Source organism: Bacillus cereus group sp. BfR-BA-01356 (assembly GCF_022663635.1).
GTDB lineage: Bacteria > Bacillota > Bacilli > Bacillales > Bacillaceae_G > Bacillus_A > Bacillus_A cereus.
This window is the reverse complement of record NZ_JAKUFX010000051.1, coordinates 1-15,526: the sequence shown is the minus strand read 5'-3', so window position 1 is coordinate 15,526 and position 15,526 is coordinate 1. Positions and strand designations below refer to the sequence as shown.

The window sequence follows — 15,526 nt, the reverse complement described above, 5'->3', positions numbered from 1 at the left end:
TAGGGTAAGTGAAATTTTCTCAATATTTATGTGTAAAGTGAACACAATACTTTAGAAAGAAATTTCTAAATCCATTCCTTATCCCTAAAGCTTTTCATATTACTGTTTAAAAAAATAGGCTATTTTTTACCTAACGGTAGGTTGAAAAAATCACTTGTAAATGATACGATTTAAATAACCTTTTTTTAGGAGGATCTATATGAGTAAAAGTGAAGAAACACTCTCTTCAATAATGGAAGCAAGTTATCGCCTTTTTGCTACGTACGGTATTGTTAAAACAACTTATACAATGATTGGTGAGGAGGTTGGTATCGCAAAACCATCTATATATTACTACTTTAAGTCTAAAGATGCTTTAATTGAATGTATTTTTACTGAATTATGTAAAGCTATGCAGTTCTCTTCGTATTTCCATACAGAAGAGTTTACAAAATCAAATTTTATTGAAAAATGTATTGCAATTGGCCTTAAAATAATTGATGAACAGCGAAACGACCCTTATTTTAACCGAGTGCTACAAGAATATGTATTACTATCTTCAAGAAACAAGATGTACAAAGATCGATTACTAACTGTGCAAACAGAATATTTACATGGATTTGAAGTACTCCTTACAAAAGCAAATGAACTTCAATTAATTGAAAATAAAAATCTAGTTTCAAAAGCTCATATGTTAGCATTAGTGCTTGATAATATCGGAAATTTTATGATGATTGATGCAAAGATAGATTATAAACAAATTTGGATTGAAGCTGTAAATAACATTTTTGAAAGAAGGGGTTGAAGTGAATATAAAAAAACGCATTATCGGCTTAGATTTTGCTAGAGCTTGGGCGATGTTTGGTATGCTACTTGTTAATTTCATGGTGATAACAGGTGCAGAAGGAAATGGTCCCCCTTTTTTAATAACCTTCATGTCACTATTTGAAGGTAGAGCCTCTGCTTTGTTTGTTATACTTGCTGGCATCGGTATAACTTTAATGACTAGGTCAGCCGTTGCTAGCAATGAACAAATAAAAATTTCTAATAGCCGAAAGACCATATGGAAACGATCACTTTTCTTATTTATTTTAGGATTACTACTATATGTAATGGAGTGGACTGGGGATATATTACACTACTATGGTGTTTACCTTTTCGTTGCTGCATTACTCATGACAGTACGCAAAAAACTATTACTTTTTCTTTCTATCATTATTTTATTGTTCGCACAATCTCTTCAGCTTACTTTCAATACTTTCGAGGGTTGGGTAGGTCCAACTCCATTTATAAATTATGTAGACTTCTGGACAATAAAGGGTTTTCTTCGCAACTTATTCTTTAATGGCTATCACCCTATTTTCCCTTGGTTCTCGTTCTTCTTAATCGGTATGTTAATTGGCAGGTTAGATCTTCATAATAAAAAAATAAAAAAAAGATTACTCTTACTCGGTATTACAATCACAATATTGACAGAACTTTTATCAAAAGGACTTACACACTTTTTTATTCCATACATCGGCAGAGAGGCCGCCACATTTTTATTTAATACAGGACCCATCTTACCAAATGTATTATATATTTTATCTGCTACAGGATCCTCTATTGCTATATTAATCATTTGCCTCTATATCGCTGAAAAATATAGAAATAATTGGTTTGTCACTTCCATTGTACAAACAGGACAATTAACATTAACTCATTATGTCAGTCATGTATTTATCGGTATTGGGACATTAATTCTATTAAATAGAATGGAAAATCAATCACTACTATTCGTTTTATTATTTGCTACTGCATTTTTCATTTTCAGCATTTTAATTAGTGTGTTATGGAGAAAGAAATTTTCTAGAGGTCCTATCGAATGGATTATGAGGAAATTAGCCGGATAAATTTCCATCATACAAAAAGGAAGTTGGAATCATTCCAACTTCCTTCTCCTTTAATGAGCCGCGCTTAATTTAATTCGAACTTTCGTTTCACCTAAAGAAAGTTCATCGTCTTCGTTCGTTAAGTGACCAAATGTAAATTGTTTAACGAGTAAGTTTTCTTCCAATAAATCTTTATGGTTCGTTAACGTTCGCTGTAGCTCTACTTCTGTATCAAGAATAACATCCACTCGTAAATTAACTGGTAAATTCAACTGTTTACGATATTCTTGAACCGCACGAATGAATTCACGCGCTACTCCTTCTTGCAACAATTCTTCCGTTACATTCGTATCTAACATAACCGTATATTGTCCGTTAGTCGTATTAGAGAATCCTGATTTTGCAACTTTCTCAACTAACACATCTTCAGCAGTTACAACTACTTCTTCTCCTGGTGTTACTTCGTAAACTGCTCTTCCTGTTGATACAAAGTTTTGTACTTCTTCTTGTGATAATTGTTTTAGCCAACCATTCACTGCATTCACATTTTTACCGAATTTCGGCCCCGCTGTTTTAAAATTAAGCTTCAATTGATATGATGTGTATTTTGTTTCATCGAGTTCAACATGGAATGCTTTTACATTTAACTCATCCATAACGATATCACGATAAGATTCCCAATCCATATCATTCTCGTTATGCTCAAGTAATACAAGTTCTGCTAGCGGCTGTTTTACTTTTAAAGAATGCTGATTACGGTTACTTCTTCCAAGTTCAACAACTTGTAAAACAGCATCCATTTCCGCTTCTAATTTCGGTTGAAGTAGTGATTCATTTACAACTGGATAATCAGCTAAATGAACGCTGCCTCCTTCTAAATTTAGATGAATGTCTTCCGCGACAAACGGTGTAAATGGTGCAATTAATTTACTAATTGTTACAAGCACTTCATGAAGTGTCTCATACGCAGCTGCTTTCTCAGCGTTCATACCAGATTCCCAGAAACGATTACGTGAGCGTCTTACATACCAGTTACTCACTTCATCTACAAGTGCTGCAATTTCACGAGCTGCATTCGTAAATTGATAATCATCAAGTGCAGTTCTTACTTTTTTCGTTGTACTATGCAATCTTGATAATACCCATTCGTCTAATTTTGTAAGCCTTACATCATACGTTTCTTTCGGATTATATTCATCTAAATTTGCATATAAAACGTAGAAGCTATACACATTGACTAATGTATCTACAAATTTAGATTTCGCTTCCAGTACTGTTCTTTCAGAAAAACGCTTCGCATTCCACGGGGCACTATCAACAAGTAAAGCCCATCTTAGCGCATCTGCACCAAACTTATCTACTAAATCAACTGGATCTAGTGCATTTCCTTTGCTTTTAGACATTTTCTGCCCTTCTTCATCTAAAACATGCCCTAGTGATAACACTCGTTTATACGGTACTTTTCCTGTATATAGTGCTGAGACTGCTAATAAACTATAAAACCAGCCGCGTGTTTGATCAATTCCTTCAGCAATAACATCCGCTGGAAACTGCTCTTCAAATAACTCTTTATTTTCAAATGGGTAATGATATTGTGCAAATGGCATAGAACCACTATCAAACCAAACATCAATCACTTCTGGTGTACGATTCATTGTGCCTCCGCATTTCCCGCAGCACACTTGCACTTCATCTACATAAGGCTTATGCAATTCCAAATCTTCTGGTGTTTCTTTCGTACTATGCTTTCTTAATTCGGCAATGCTTTTCGGTGCGAACTGATGATCACAACTTTCACATTCCCACACGTTTAATGGCGTTCCCCAATATCTATTTCGGCTAATATTCCAGTCCACCATATTTTCTAAAAACTTACCAAAGCGCCCATGTTTCATATGATCCGGATACCAAGTAACAGAATCATTATTTTGTAAAAATGTATCTTTAATTGCAGTTGTTCGGATTAACCAACTTTCTCCTGCATAATAAAGTAGTGGTGAATCACAACGCCAGCAATGCGGATAGCTATGTTCATATTTTTCTTTATGATACAGTAAACCTTCCTTCGCTAAATAACGAACGATATCCACGTCACAATCTTTTACAAATTTCCCTTTCAAAAATGGTACTGCCTCTGTATACTCACCTTTTTCATCTACAACGTGCAAGAATGACAAGCCTTCACTTTGAACAACTCTATAATCGTCCTCTCCATATGCTGGAGCAATATGAACAAGTCCTGTACCACTATCTCCCGTTACAAAATCTGCTGCAATAACGCGGTAACCATTTGTAACTTCTTTCATCGGAAATGGCGCTGTATAAGATGTGTTTAATAATTCTTCGCCTTTATGAACAGATAATACTTCATAGTTCTCTTTTAATACTTCTTGTACACGTTCTTTCGCAACAATGTATACATGACTTTCTTGTTTTGCTTTAACGTATTCCATATTTGGATGGACAGCAAGCGCAACGTTTGCTGGAAGTGTCCAAGGTGTTGTGGTCCAACCTAAGAAATACTCATTTTCACTATCTTTCACTTTAAACTTCACAGTTGCACTTAAATCTTTTACTGTTTTATACCCTTGTGCAACCTCATGTGAGCTCAATGAGGTTTGGCAGCTTGGGCAGTATGGTGAAACTCTATGTCCTTTATATAACAATCCTTTTTCATGGATTGTCCCCAAAATATGCCATACACTTTCGATATATGGATTCTTTAAAGTTACATATGGATCATCCATATCTACCCAATAACCAATACTTTCAGTGAATTCACGCCACTGCTTCTCATATGTGAAAACACTCTCTTTACACTTTTGAATAAATGGTTCAATACCATATTCTTCGATCTCATGTTTACCAGAAATACCAAGTTGCTTCTCAACGCCTAATTCTACAGGTAAACCATGTGTATCCCATCCCGCTTTTCTTAACACTTTATAACCAGCCATCGTTTTATATCTTGCTACTAAATCTTTAATTGTTCGTCCAAGTGCATGACCTACATGCGGTAGTCCGTTCGCCGTTGGTGGTCCTTCATAAAATACGAAAGACTGTGCGCCTTCTCGATTCTGAATTGATTGTTCGAAAATATTTTGTTCGTTCCACTGTTTGCGAATTCGCATTTCTCTTCCTACAGCTGATTCTTTTACATCTACTTTTTCCATATACAATCACTCCTTTGAATATTTTAAAACACACAAAAAACCCGTCCCTATAAAGTAGGGACGGGTTTACCCGCGATACCACCCTAATTCTATTAGCATTTTCACTAATAGCACTTAGCAACGTACTATCATACGTGTTCTTTGTAACGGTAGACATCCGTCCGGGCTTACTTACTTTCAGCCTCGGCTCCTCGGAGATGATTTTCAAATAACGTCTGCACACCGGCTTTCAGCAATATACCGGCTCTCTGGAGAACAGCTCACTATTTTACTCTTTCTCGTCTTCAGATTTGTATACTTTGTTAAAAGTTATTTTATGCCATTTAGCAACTAATTGTCAACTAATTCAAAATATATCCTTATCTTTTTTCCCTATTCTTATACAATTACTTTTCAAATTCTCGCAATGCTGCTAAATTTTCATCATCCTCAATAAGTTCAGCAAAGAATCCCGATTCATCCTCACGAAGGACAAATTCAAGCTCTTCCTTCGCCTCTTCATTTCTATTTAACTGCGCTAAATAACAAGCACGATCATATCTTGCTAACAAATCACTCGCGTCAATTATTAATACTTCATTTGTTATTTTTTCTGCCTGTATCGTTTGGCCGGCACCATGATATGAAGATGCTAAAGAAAGAAGAATTGCTGTTTCATTTGGATGATGTATAGAAGCATTTTCTAATACATGAATTGCCTCTTCAAACCTTTCTTGACTTTGATATATTTCTCCTAAAGCAAGAAATGCTCTACTTACAAACGGTGTTTGCTCTGTTAATTGTAAGATAATCTTTTCTGCTTTTCTTTCTTCCCCTGCTTTAAAGAATACTTGTGCTTGCAGAAGAAGAGTATCATAATCATCTGGTAGTTCTCGAACCATTTGTTTCGTTAATTCCAAAGCATCTCTTAACATATCTTCTTCCTCGCACTCAACGAAAAGATTTACAAGTTGCTTCGCTACGTCATAATCCCATTTATTTTCTAGTGACGTGTGCAGAATCTCTATTGCTTCTTTATTCATCTCTACATTCTCATAAAATAGCGCAAATCGCTGTGCTGCCATACTATTTTTCGGATTTAACTTTAAAGAGATTTCATATAAATCAATTATCATAGTAACCATTGAAATTTCTTTCGCACGATTTTTCATACGATAAAAAGCTCTCGTAATGATAGATCGTTTTGGCTGTTCATGCAGCTGGCGTTCAATCCATATTTCCGTAACCGCAGCTGCAGCATACATGAATGCTGTACTCCTTTCTGCTTTTTTCACCTTTAACGTATGAAGAAAATCTCGTATGTTAGACAATTTTTTATGTTGCTCTACTGCTTTTACATAAACATCAAATATACGTTCATTATCAAAATCTTTTTGTATTACTTTCATTGCAACTTCAATTGCTTTTACATTTCTTTTTTTCACTAATACTTTTGCATAATGATATAGAACTTCTATATGCTCACCATCTAATTGTAGTGCGTATTCAACCTGTGCTTGTTCTTTATCTATTTCATTCATCGCTCCGTACACATACGCAATCGCATCTAAACGCCATATTTCAGGTACTTCGTCCGCTAATTGTTCTAGTTCAGTCAGCAATTCTTCCTGAAGATTCATATCTACTGAAAGCTGTGCTAAATATTCCATATTAATATGCAACGGCTCTTCTTTCATCGCCTGAACCATATGACTTTGTTCTTTAGAACGGTTTTCTTCTTTTTCGTATATTTCCGCAAGCTGTAAATGTACACCTACGAAATTCCCATCAAGCTCTAAACATGTTTCATACGCTTGTTTTGCTTCCGTCAATTGCCCTAATGCCATAAGTGTTTCACCAATTCGGTAATACGGTAATGCCGTTTCCATTTGTTCTATCGCCTTATTATATCTTTTCATCGCTTGGCCGTACTGTCCAATAGATTCATATAAAATACCTGCATAACAACCGTACTCACTTACTTCATTTCTTTCTTTGTGTAACGTTCTTAAAAATGCTATACCTCGTTGTACAAATTCCGTTCCTTTAATTCGATTCACATATTCATCTAACGCACTTACTACATTATAATCACTTTTCTTTATACCATTTTCTAACTTAGATAGTGCTACTTTAAACCCTTCTTCATTTCCACCAAGTTCAATTTCAGCATCCCATAAAACCATTCCTGCATTCATGAGGAAATCTTGGCTCTTTTCAATTTGCTTCTCAAGACCAAGTATATATTCTTTTGCTTCCTTATATTGTTCTCTTGCCATATAAACTTGTGTAAGTCCGAAGTGAGAATAAACATCCTCATCATTTTCTTCTAAAGCACGCTTATACAATACTTCTGCTTCTTCCAAGCTATCATTTTGAAAATGATAATCACCTAATTTTACGTAAAGAGGTGCTTTATCATCACAATTCTCAATACCGTTTAATAAACTTTCTTTCGCACTTTCCTCATCCTTCAAATCAGATTCGTATATTTCCGAAAGTTTCGTATAAATGTAAGGTGCATTACTATCCAAATGAATCGCTACTTTAAGCCCTTTTATTGCTAAATATAATTTCCCTAGTTGATGTGCACATCTCGCTCGTTCATACCATACATGCGCTTCATATTTATACTCTTTTAACAAGTCATTAAAGATTTCATATGCTTCTTCATATCTTTCTAAATCTATTAATATTAAACCGTGATTTGTTAAAGTGAACCTTTCAGGACTACGCTCTAATGCAACTTGAGAGTATTGCAATGCTTTTTCAGATTGATCAATATACATATAGGATAAAGCGAGAAAACTCCAAGCAATAGGCTGATCTGCGTCTAATTGTAACGATAAACGAAAGCTTGAAATCGCTTCTAGATAACTTTCCTGTTCAAACGCATATCTTCCGTTTATTAAATGATATAAAGCACGATTATTTTTCTTCTCAACGCTTGTCAGCATTTGCTCCGCTTTCTCTACTTCTTGAAGACGAATAAAACATTGTGCACCATGCAATTTAACAAAGTCCGAGTTCGGAAACTTTTCCATTAACTTATCGATACAATATAAAATAAATTTTTTATCTACTTCAACATCTAAGTGCTTTATCGTATATAACCACGTATTTGGATTATCACTCGTTTCTTTTAAAAATTGTACTAAGTTACTAATTCCCTCTTTGTCATGTTCATCTAAATGATCCGTAAGAGAAAAAATAGATTTAAAGTAACGATTTTCTTCCTCACTTAGAAACGCTAGTTGCTCCTTCTTTTCTTTCGGAACAAACGTGATTGCTAAACAGCCTGTATAACGATATTTTTCTTGTAATTTACTATATTCCACAAGAACTGGTTCTATAAAGTTTGGATCTTGAACATAGAAAGCTTGCAATGTATCATCATATCCAGATAGAACTTGTACGTGTGAAGCATGCTCAATATCTATACTTAATAAAACAGGAATTCCTTCGTCAATCAGTCTCTTATAATTCTCTTCGTTCCCTTTAAAATAACGATATTCATAACCTAATTCTTCTAAATAAGAAACAGTATCTGAAAACTTCGATCCTGTCATATCAAAAATAAACTCTGCTATTTCATCTTGTGTACGTTTCTCTCCCCATATACGCAACATCATCTCTAAACTTGTCGGAACACAATAATTATCCTTTTGTACAATTGGAACTATCGGCAAGTGAACCTTTTTTCCATCCGGATTTTTTTCTAAATTATGATATAAAGATTCTTTTAAACTCTTTTCTTCTTTTAATAGTTTTTGTAAATCTGCAAATTTATTCATTTTGTACAGTGCTTCTGCACGTAAATGTACAAAGTAAGTATTATAGGCATGATATGGCAGCTGAGTATTTATGTTATCTATTACCGCTAACATCTCTTCATATTGCTCTAAATCTAATAAATACTTTATCTTCTCAAAATGAAAATATGGTACTTGTGGGAATTTTACAATCGCATCATCGATTAACTGTATCGCGCGTTTTTGTTCTCCTTTATTCGCATACAATTGTGATAATAAATAGGTAGATAACTCTTCACAATCTTCATGCTGCATGCCAGCAATAAATTGTTCTTCCGCTTTCTCCCATTCACCTGTATGCATATAAACGTAGCCCCATTTATCAAACACTGCGCGCGCACTGTACTCCTCTGCTTTTTGCATATACATTAACGCTTCTTCGTTTCGTTTCATTTCTAAAAGACATCGTACTAACGTAAAATATGTTTTCGCTAAAAAATCTGCATCTATTTCTTCTTTACTTAACTCTTCTAAAGAAGATTTTAACAACTGCTCTGCTTCAAGAATTTTCCGCTCATCAATTAACTCATCACAATATAAAGAGAGCGTTCTCATATTTGGGAATTTTTTATAAGCGTAACGAATGAGGAATGAACTGTATTGGTGCATAAGCCCTTCATCAGTAAGGCGAATTAATATATCGAACTCCTTATGCGAAGGAATATTGGCAAGCCAATTCTTCACATAGGATAAAGTATTCGTTTCTTTTATATATGCAATTTCATTATTTATTTCCTGTAATCCATCTACAAATCTCTTGTCTTTTAAACAAGTTTCTAATTGCTTAAAATCTAGCATGCATTCACCTCGAATTTATATTTAAACTGCTACTTGCTTAGATTTTACACACCATATAGTATGTATTCAACTAAAATCTCTTAAAATGGATGGTATTAATTAATATTATTCAAATTTATAACAAAATATAGTAAAAACGATTGTTTTTCTCCGTATTTTGTTTAATTATATGGAATAACGTAACATGCGGTTTTTATCTTGTAGAAGCTGAAATTAGTACATAAAATTATATCGGCGATAATTCAAATATATCAGCGATTCTTTCATTTTATCGGCGATTTTCAAATTATATCGACCGATTCTTAACATTTATCAGCGATTATATGTCGAATATCGACTTATCGACATTAAACGACAATCCTTATACATCATACCTTTTAACAAACTATGTCACCAAATGTAATTTTCATATTGGGAGCGTATACAAAAGAAGAATACACATGAAATATGTTAAAAAATCGTAGTTCAGCTTCATATTGAGCTAGCGCATTATCATATGTTAATCCTCTGGCTATTAAACGTTCTACAAATTGTTGCTTATCACCCGGATCACCTGCAATCCCCTCTTCTTTTAATGATTGATACAAATCGTTTTTATCATTGTGATGCATATTTGAATCTAAAAAGTTCACTTTATCGCTTACTCTACATTCAATATTTTTCACACCTAATTCACTTAAATATATCGGTATTTTCATGCCTATATTGCCATCTTTACCATTTCTTTGCGTATCACTTTCAAATAATTTCTGCAAAACACCTAGCTGAATAAATTCCGATTGTTTCTCCCCATCTAGTAAATAAGAAGCCATATTAGAAATCCAATGTGGTTCAAAACAGATTATTTTTCCACCCTTTTTAACTGAATGTATCATTTTTTCTAGCATTGTTTCTGGAGTAGTCATATGTAATAAGAAAGCATGACAGATTGCTATATCGTATTTATCGTTCAGTTCAATTTCTGTAGCATCTCCTTCAAGAAATTCTGAATCATACGGAAGTAAACGAAACAACTCTCTGGCTTCAGCTAATAATGTTTCTCCACTATCAATACCTGTATACTTTGAACCTTCTGGGAGTAATGGCATTAATACTAATCCTAAATAACCATATCCACAACCGTAATCAACGATATGTACAGGCTTAGTAATCTTCCAAACTGTATTTACTAAAAAGCTTACATAATCGTCGTTGTAATATAAATCTCTCGTGCTTTTTAAATATGTTAGTTTATTGTTCCAATCATACGTTTCCAACATCTAACGCCTCCTTTTATATACAAAACTAAAGTTCTCTATATAATAGCCGTATTCCTACACTTTTCTTAAAATTTCAAAGCAAAAAAGCTAGTGTATTTTTAATAATACACTAGCTTTTTATTTGGAAGAAAAATTTAACAAGTACAATCACAATCAAAACAATCCGTACAGTCTAAATCGTCACAATCTGCTTTTCTCTTTCTTTTGTTTCTTTTAAGATAATAATACAGTAGCCCAAACAATAGTATACAAATAACAAAAGCTATTATTGCTTCTGTATACTTATTTTGAATCATAAAACCAATTCCACTTCCGCCTGAAATAAAAATTAGAATTAAGTAAATCCAGAACATCTATGTAAATACCTCCATTACTATATATCTTAAGATAATATCCATATAACACTAGAGGAAATGAATAATCCCATACCATTACCGCTTAATACACCAGTAGTTATTCTTAGCAAATTTGAGCTACTTCTCCATTTCCACTTTTGGGTGAACCCATCGATAAGTAACGGAATTTGAGCGAAAAATGATAGTATGATTGCCAAAAGAAATGAAGGTGTCATATAAAAATAAATTGGAAACATTAAAATACCAATAAGCATGCCTGTACAACGCGCACATAAAGGTATGTACTTTTGTAGTTTAAAAAAACTCCTATCTAATCTTCTATGACAAGGAATTTGTAAAATAAAAGTTCGAATCAATATGAACCACCCTCTCTAAAAAGATTTTAATTGATTTTGCAAAAAAAATATATATCCAATAAAAAAACAAACCAGGTTTATACTAGACCCAGTTTGTCAGTTTACTACTATGTTACATTTCCTCAGGTGCCTCCACCCCAAGTAAACGTAATCCTTCTTTTAATACAACCGTCACAGCATAAACCAATGCGAGTCTGCTGTCTTTTTCTTTGCTCTCTTCTAATATACGAACATTACCGTAATATTTATTGAATGATTGTGCTACATCTAATATATATTTCGAAATAATCGATGGCTCATTTTTATTGAAAGCTGCTTCAATTATTTGCGGGAATTTATTTAGTAATTTTACGACACTCCAGCTATGATCGTCTTTTAAAGCAAATGTACATGTTTCAAATTCTACACTTTCTTTTCTTAAAATAGAACAAGCACGTGCATGTGTGTACTGTACGTAAGGTCCTGTTTCTCCTTCAAATTTCAGCATATTTTCTAATGAGAATTCGATATTATGCATACGCTCATTTTTTAAATCGTGGAAGATGACTGCACCAACACCGACTTGCTTTGCTACTTCTTCTTTCTGTTTTAAGTTTGGATTTTTCTCTTCAATATTTTGTTTTGCAAGTTCGATTGCTTCTTCGAGTACTTCTTCAAGTAAAATAACTCTTCCTTTACGTGTCGACATTTTCTTACCATCTTTTAAAATGAAGCCAAACGGTACGTGTTCCATACCATCAACCCAAGTATAGCCAAGTTTTTTTAATACGGTGAAAAATTGATTGAAATGTAAGCTTTGTTCTGGACCAACAACATATAGCGCTTTATCAAACCCATAAGTGTTTTGACGATATAAAGCTGCCGTTAAGTCACGCGTTGCATAAATCGTCGCACCATCTGATTTTCTAATTAAACAAGGCGGCATTCCTTCTTCTTCTAAATTAACGACTAATGCACCTTCTGATTGTTCAAGCAACTCATGTTCTTCTAAAATCCCAATAAAATCTTCCATTAAATTATTATAAAATGCTTCTCCCTGAAAATTAGTAAATTCTACGCCGAGAAGTTCATAAATGCGAGAAAATTCTTTAAGGGACTCATGACGAAACCAATTCCAAAGTTCTACCGCTTCTTCATCACCTTCTTCTAGTTTCTTAAACCAAGCACGTCCTTCTTCTTCTAGTTCTTCGTCGTCTTTTACCTCTTCATGGAATTGGACATATAACTTAAATAGCTCACGTATTGGATCTTCTTTAACTACTGCTTCATTTCCCCATTTTTTATAAGCCGTAATTAACTTTCCAAACTGTGTTCCCCAATCTCCTATATAATTAATCCCTACAACTTCATAGCCACATTTTTCAGCGATATGTTTCAGCGAATTTCCTATCATTGTAGAACGTAAATGCCCCATCGAAAAAGGTTTCGCGATATTAGGAGAGGAATAATCAATTACTACTGTTTTTTCACAGCCAAAGTGGTTTTGACCGAACTCTTCTTTCTCCGCTAAAACTGTTTTTAATACTGCATCACTTACAGTTTCACGATTGAAAAATACATTTACATAAGGACCAACGGCTTCTACTTTCGTAAAAAACGGATCATTGAATTTCTCAGCAACTTCCTTTGCGATAAGAGCTGGTGCTTTTTTATATTGCTTCGCTAATGAAAAGCATGGGAACGCTGCATCTCCAAATTCATCTTGTTTCGGTGTTTCAATTAAATCTAAAATTTGTTTTTGCGTTAATTCATTCGTGAAAATATTAGATAAACTTTCCGCAAACTGCATTTTATAATCCATGATACAACCTCCTTATTTTTTAAAACACAAAAAACTCGTCTCTAAAAAAGAGACGAGTTTTAACCCGTGGTACCACCCTTGTTGTTCGTTACGAACCACTTTCCCGTTTATAACGAGGACAGGGGGCCTCGGCTTTCTCTACTATTCGTTCAAGAAGCATCTCCGAAGTGCGCTTCATCTTTTTCTTCCGTACTAGGCTCACACCATCCCTAGCTCGCTTTCCTTCTAAAAAAGACTACTCTCTTCATCACAGACAGTATATTTAATTAATTATTGCTTATTATACATCTTTTCAAACAATTAGCAAGGGTCAATTACACCAAAGTGAAACTTAGCACTTTTTCTTTTGTATACATAAAAATTGTGTTTTTCAAATCTAGAACTACGAAAATGATCTTTTAAAACGACACGTTTTCTCGCCACTCGTTTTGCCTCCGCAATTGTTTCGTCAGTAATATCATGATACAAAGCGAAGTGTTTTAATCCTTTAATTCCATCGGATTCTATGACAGTTTCTTCAAACATCGGATCAAGGTAAACGACATCGTAACTATTGTCTTCACATTGCGCTAAAAATGAAAAATGCTCCGTTTGCTTTACTTGGATTCTTTGCATTGCTTCATCAATTTCAGAAACAGATGAAGACCATGTTTTCAAACCATTTTCCATAATATAAGCCATATACTCATTGCCTTCAAGTCCTGTTACTTTTCCGCTTTCCCCAACAACATAACTAGCTACAATACTATCTGATGCCATCCCGAGCGTACAATCTAACACTGTCATTCCTCTCTCTAATTGCGTGGCTTGTACAAACGGATCGTGTTCTCCACGCATTAACCTTTTCACACGAAACATCGCTGAGTTCGGATGAAAGAAAAACGATTCTTCCGTACCTTTTGGATAAATAGCTAATCGGTTCTTCCCTACGACAAGCACATCTTGTTCATACTGCTCATGTAGCTTATGTACCGGTATGTCATTACGTTTAACGAAAGAAGCATTTAATTCTGCTGCTACCTCGTTTGCATAATCTGTCATTTCTTTGTTCGTTCTTCCTGCTGTTGTTACGATCATTGTTTCACCTCTATATAAAGAAAAGAGGGAGATTTACTCTCCCCCTTCTTTAGCAATTCTTTTCGAAAGCTTGTTCTAAGTTCGTAATAATTTCGTCCATAGTTGCACCTTCAATTTCATGACGGTGAATAAAGTGAACAACTTCTTTTCCTTTTAATAATGCCATAGATGGTGAAGATGGAGGAATTTCTCCGAAGTATTCACGCATTTTTGCAGTAGCATCTTTATCTTGACCTGCGAATACAGTTACAAGATGATCAGGTTGTTTTTCAGCACGAACAACCGCTTGACCTGCTGATGGACGTGCTAAACCAGCTGCACAACCACAAACAGAGTTTACAACTACTAAAGTTGTACCTGATGTATTTTCCATAAATTCTGTTACAGCTTCTTCTGTAGTTAACTCTTCAAACCCAGAACGCACTAACTCTTGGCGCATTGGGATTACCATTTGGCGCATGTATTCTTCATAAGCATTTGACATCTTGTAATCTCTCCTTCAACTTTCATTCCAAATTCATCATATCACGCTCTATTAATAGGTGCAAAAGAAAGATAACGATGATTTCATTTTTTTGTAGGGATTTCACAAACCCCACCGCGGCAATGTCCCACTGGAACAAGTTTTCTATTATTAGCGATATAATCGTATACTTTACTTCCAAAACCAAGTACGATAGATAGCTTTATAAAAGGAACTGCAAACCAATAAGATGGAACGGCCTTTGCTAATACATCTATGCTCTGAATACCGTCATACCACTTATTATTTTTAAAAATATACAGTCTTTGTTCCATCTTACTTTGTAGTTCTTGAGAAAGCTCATACTTCTCAACTACATCTTCATTTCGAAATGAAACAAATTTCATCTTACCCTTTTTATCTAATTTTTTCGTACGTTCTGCAACGGCCGTACACATCGGACACCAACTATCATAGAAAACAATCATACATTATTCCCCTCGTATATTAATATTTAAGCCCTATCTCAGGCTTAGTTTTACTCTCTAATAAGAGTCCAGTAATAAAGAAAATACTTGGACGTCTCAAGATATTTCTAGATA

11 protein-coding genes and 2 other annotated features are annotated in these 15,526 nt (G+C 34.3%); of the genes, 2 read left to right on the top strand and 9 right to left on the bottom strand.

The window, feature by feature from the left end; all coding sequences use genetic code 11:
• Positions 1-199: 199 nt before the first annotated feature.
• Both MR168_RS17590 and MR168_RS17585 read left to right on the top strand, forming a co-directional pair.
• Entirely contained in the window at positions 200-784 is a 585-nt protein-coding gene (locus MR168_RS17590; protein WP_000045224.1) for a TetR/AcrR family transcriptional regulator, read from the top strand.
• A 1-nt stretch (position 785) separates the two neighbouring features.
• A complete protein-coding gene (locus MR168_RS17585; RefSeq protein WP_001022158.1) occupies positions 786-1,871 on the top strand; it encodes a DUF418 domain-containing protein in 1,086 nt (361 codons plus the stop codon).
• Between the two features lie 50 nt (positions 1,872-1,921).
• Here the strand turns inward: MR168_RS17585 and ileS are convergent, their stop codons facing one another.
• The 9 genes from ileS to MR168_RS17540 all read right to left on the bottom strand — a co-directional run bounded on the left by ileS (position 1,922) and on the right by MR168_RS17540 (position 15,412).
• The gene (gene ileS / locus MR168_RS17580) at positions 1,922-5,023 is read right to left on the bottom strand and encodes an isoleucine--tRNA ligase (protein WP_086385946.1); all 3,102 of its coding nucleotides are present in this window, start codon (positions 5,021-5,023) and stop codon (positions 1,922-1,924) included.
• Positions 5,024-5,076: 53 nt separating this feature from the next.
• Positions 5,077-5,317 (bottom strand) — a binding site (T-box leader).
• A 92-nt stretch (positions 5,318-5,409) separates the two neighbouring features.
• A complete protein-coding gene (locus tag MR168_RS17575) occupies positions 5,410-9,612 on the bottom strand; it encodes a bacteriocin-processing peptidase family protein (protein WP_086411499.1) in 4,203 nt (1,400 codons plus the stop codon).
• Positions 9,613-9,989: 377 nt separating this feature from the next.
• Positions 9,990-10,868: a class I SAM-dependent methyltransferase gene (locus tag MR168_RS17570; protein WP_140159338.1), complete on the bottom strand. Its 879-nt coding sequence runs from the start codon at positions 10,866-10,868 to the stop codon at positions 9,990-9,992.
• A gap of 137 nt (positions 10,869-11,005) precedes the next feature.
• Positions 11,006-11,224 carry a hypothetical protein gene (locus MR168_RS17565; RefSeq protein WP_000498601.1) on the bottom strand — a complete coding sequence of 73 codons (219 nt, stop codon included), beginning with the start codon at positions 11,222-11,224 and terminating at the stop codon, positions 11,006-11,008.
• Positions 11,225-11,253: 29 nt separating this feature from the next.
• Positions 11,254-11,583, bottom strand: coding sequence for a DUF2085 domain-containing protein (locus MR168_RS17560; protein ID WP_000621475.1), 330 nt, complete (start codon positions 11,581-11,583; stop codon positions 11,254-11,256).
• Between the two features lie 112 nt (positions 11,584-11,695).
• The gene (gene argS, locus MR168_RS17555; RefSeq protein WP_000384910.1) at positions 11,696-13,384 is read right to left on the bottom strand and encodes an arginine--tRNA ligase; all 1,689 of its coding nucleotides are present in this window, start codon (positions 13,382-13,384) and stop codon (positions 11,696-11,698) included.
• A 45-nt stretch (positions 13,385-13,429) separates the two neighbouring features.
• Positions 13,430-13,644 (bottom strand) — a binding site (T-box leader).
• Between the two features lie 40 nt (positions 13,645-13,684).
• On the bottom strand, positions 13,685-14,461 hold the full coding sequence (locus MR168_RS17550; protein ID WP_000637459.1) for a class I SAM-dependent methyltransferase: 777 nt from the start codon (positions 14,459-14,461) through the stop codon (positions 13,685-13,687).
• Positions 14,462-14,510: 49 nt separating this feature from the next.
• Complete coding sequence (locus tag MR168_RS17545) at positions 14,511-14,945, bottom strand: BrxA/BrxB family bacilliredoxin (protein ID WP_000063706.1); 435 nt, start codon at positions 14,943-14,945, stop codon at positions 14,511-14,513.
• 83 nt (positions 14,946-15,028) lie between these two features.
• Complete coding sequence (locus MR168_RS17540; protein ID WP_000634884.1) at positions 15,029-15,412, bottom strand: thiol-disulfide oxidoreductase DCC family protein; 384 nt, start codon at positions 15,410-15,412, stop codon at positions 15,029-15,031.
• Positions 15,413-15,526: the final 114 nt, after the last annotated feature.

Bases quoted from the DNA above. Each gene is read 5' to 3' on its own strand.
- ileS (WP_086385946.1), bottom strand. From the start codon at position 5,023: ATGGAAAAAGTAGATGTAAAAGAATCAGCTGTAGGAAGAGAAATGCGA.
- MR168_RS17550 (WP_000637459.1), bottom strand. From the start codon at position 14,461: ATGATCGTAACAACAGCAGGAAGAACGAACAAAGAAATGACAGATTAT.
- argS (WP_000384910.1), bottom strand. From the start codon at position 13,384: ATGGATTATAAAATGCAGTTTGCGGAAAGTTTATCTAATATTTTCACG.
- MR168_RS17575 (WP_086411499.1), bottom strand. From the start codon at position 9,612: ATGCTAGATTTTAAGCAATTAGAAACTTGTTTAAAAGACAAGAGATTT.
- MR168_RS17565 (WP_000498601.1), bottom strand. From the start codon at position 11,224: ATGTTCTGGATTTACTTAATTCTAATTTTTATTTCAGGCGGAAGTGGA.
- MR168_RS17545 (WP_000063706.1), bottom strand. From the start codon at position 14,945: ATGTCAAATGCTTATGAAGAATACATGCGCCAAATGGTAATCCCAATG.
- MR168_RS17590 (WP_000045224.1), top strand. From the start codon at position 200: ATGAGTAAAAGTGAAGAAACACTCTCTTCAATAATGGAAGCAAGTTAT.
- MR168_RS17540 (WP_000634884.1), bottom strand. From the start codon at position 15,412: ATGATTGTTTTCTATGATAGTTGGTGTCCGATGTGTACGGCCGTTGCA.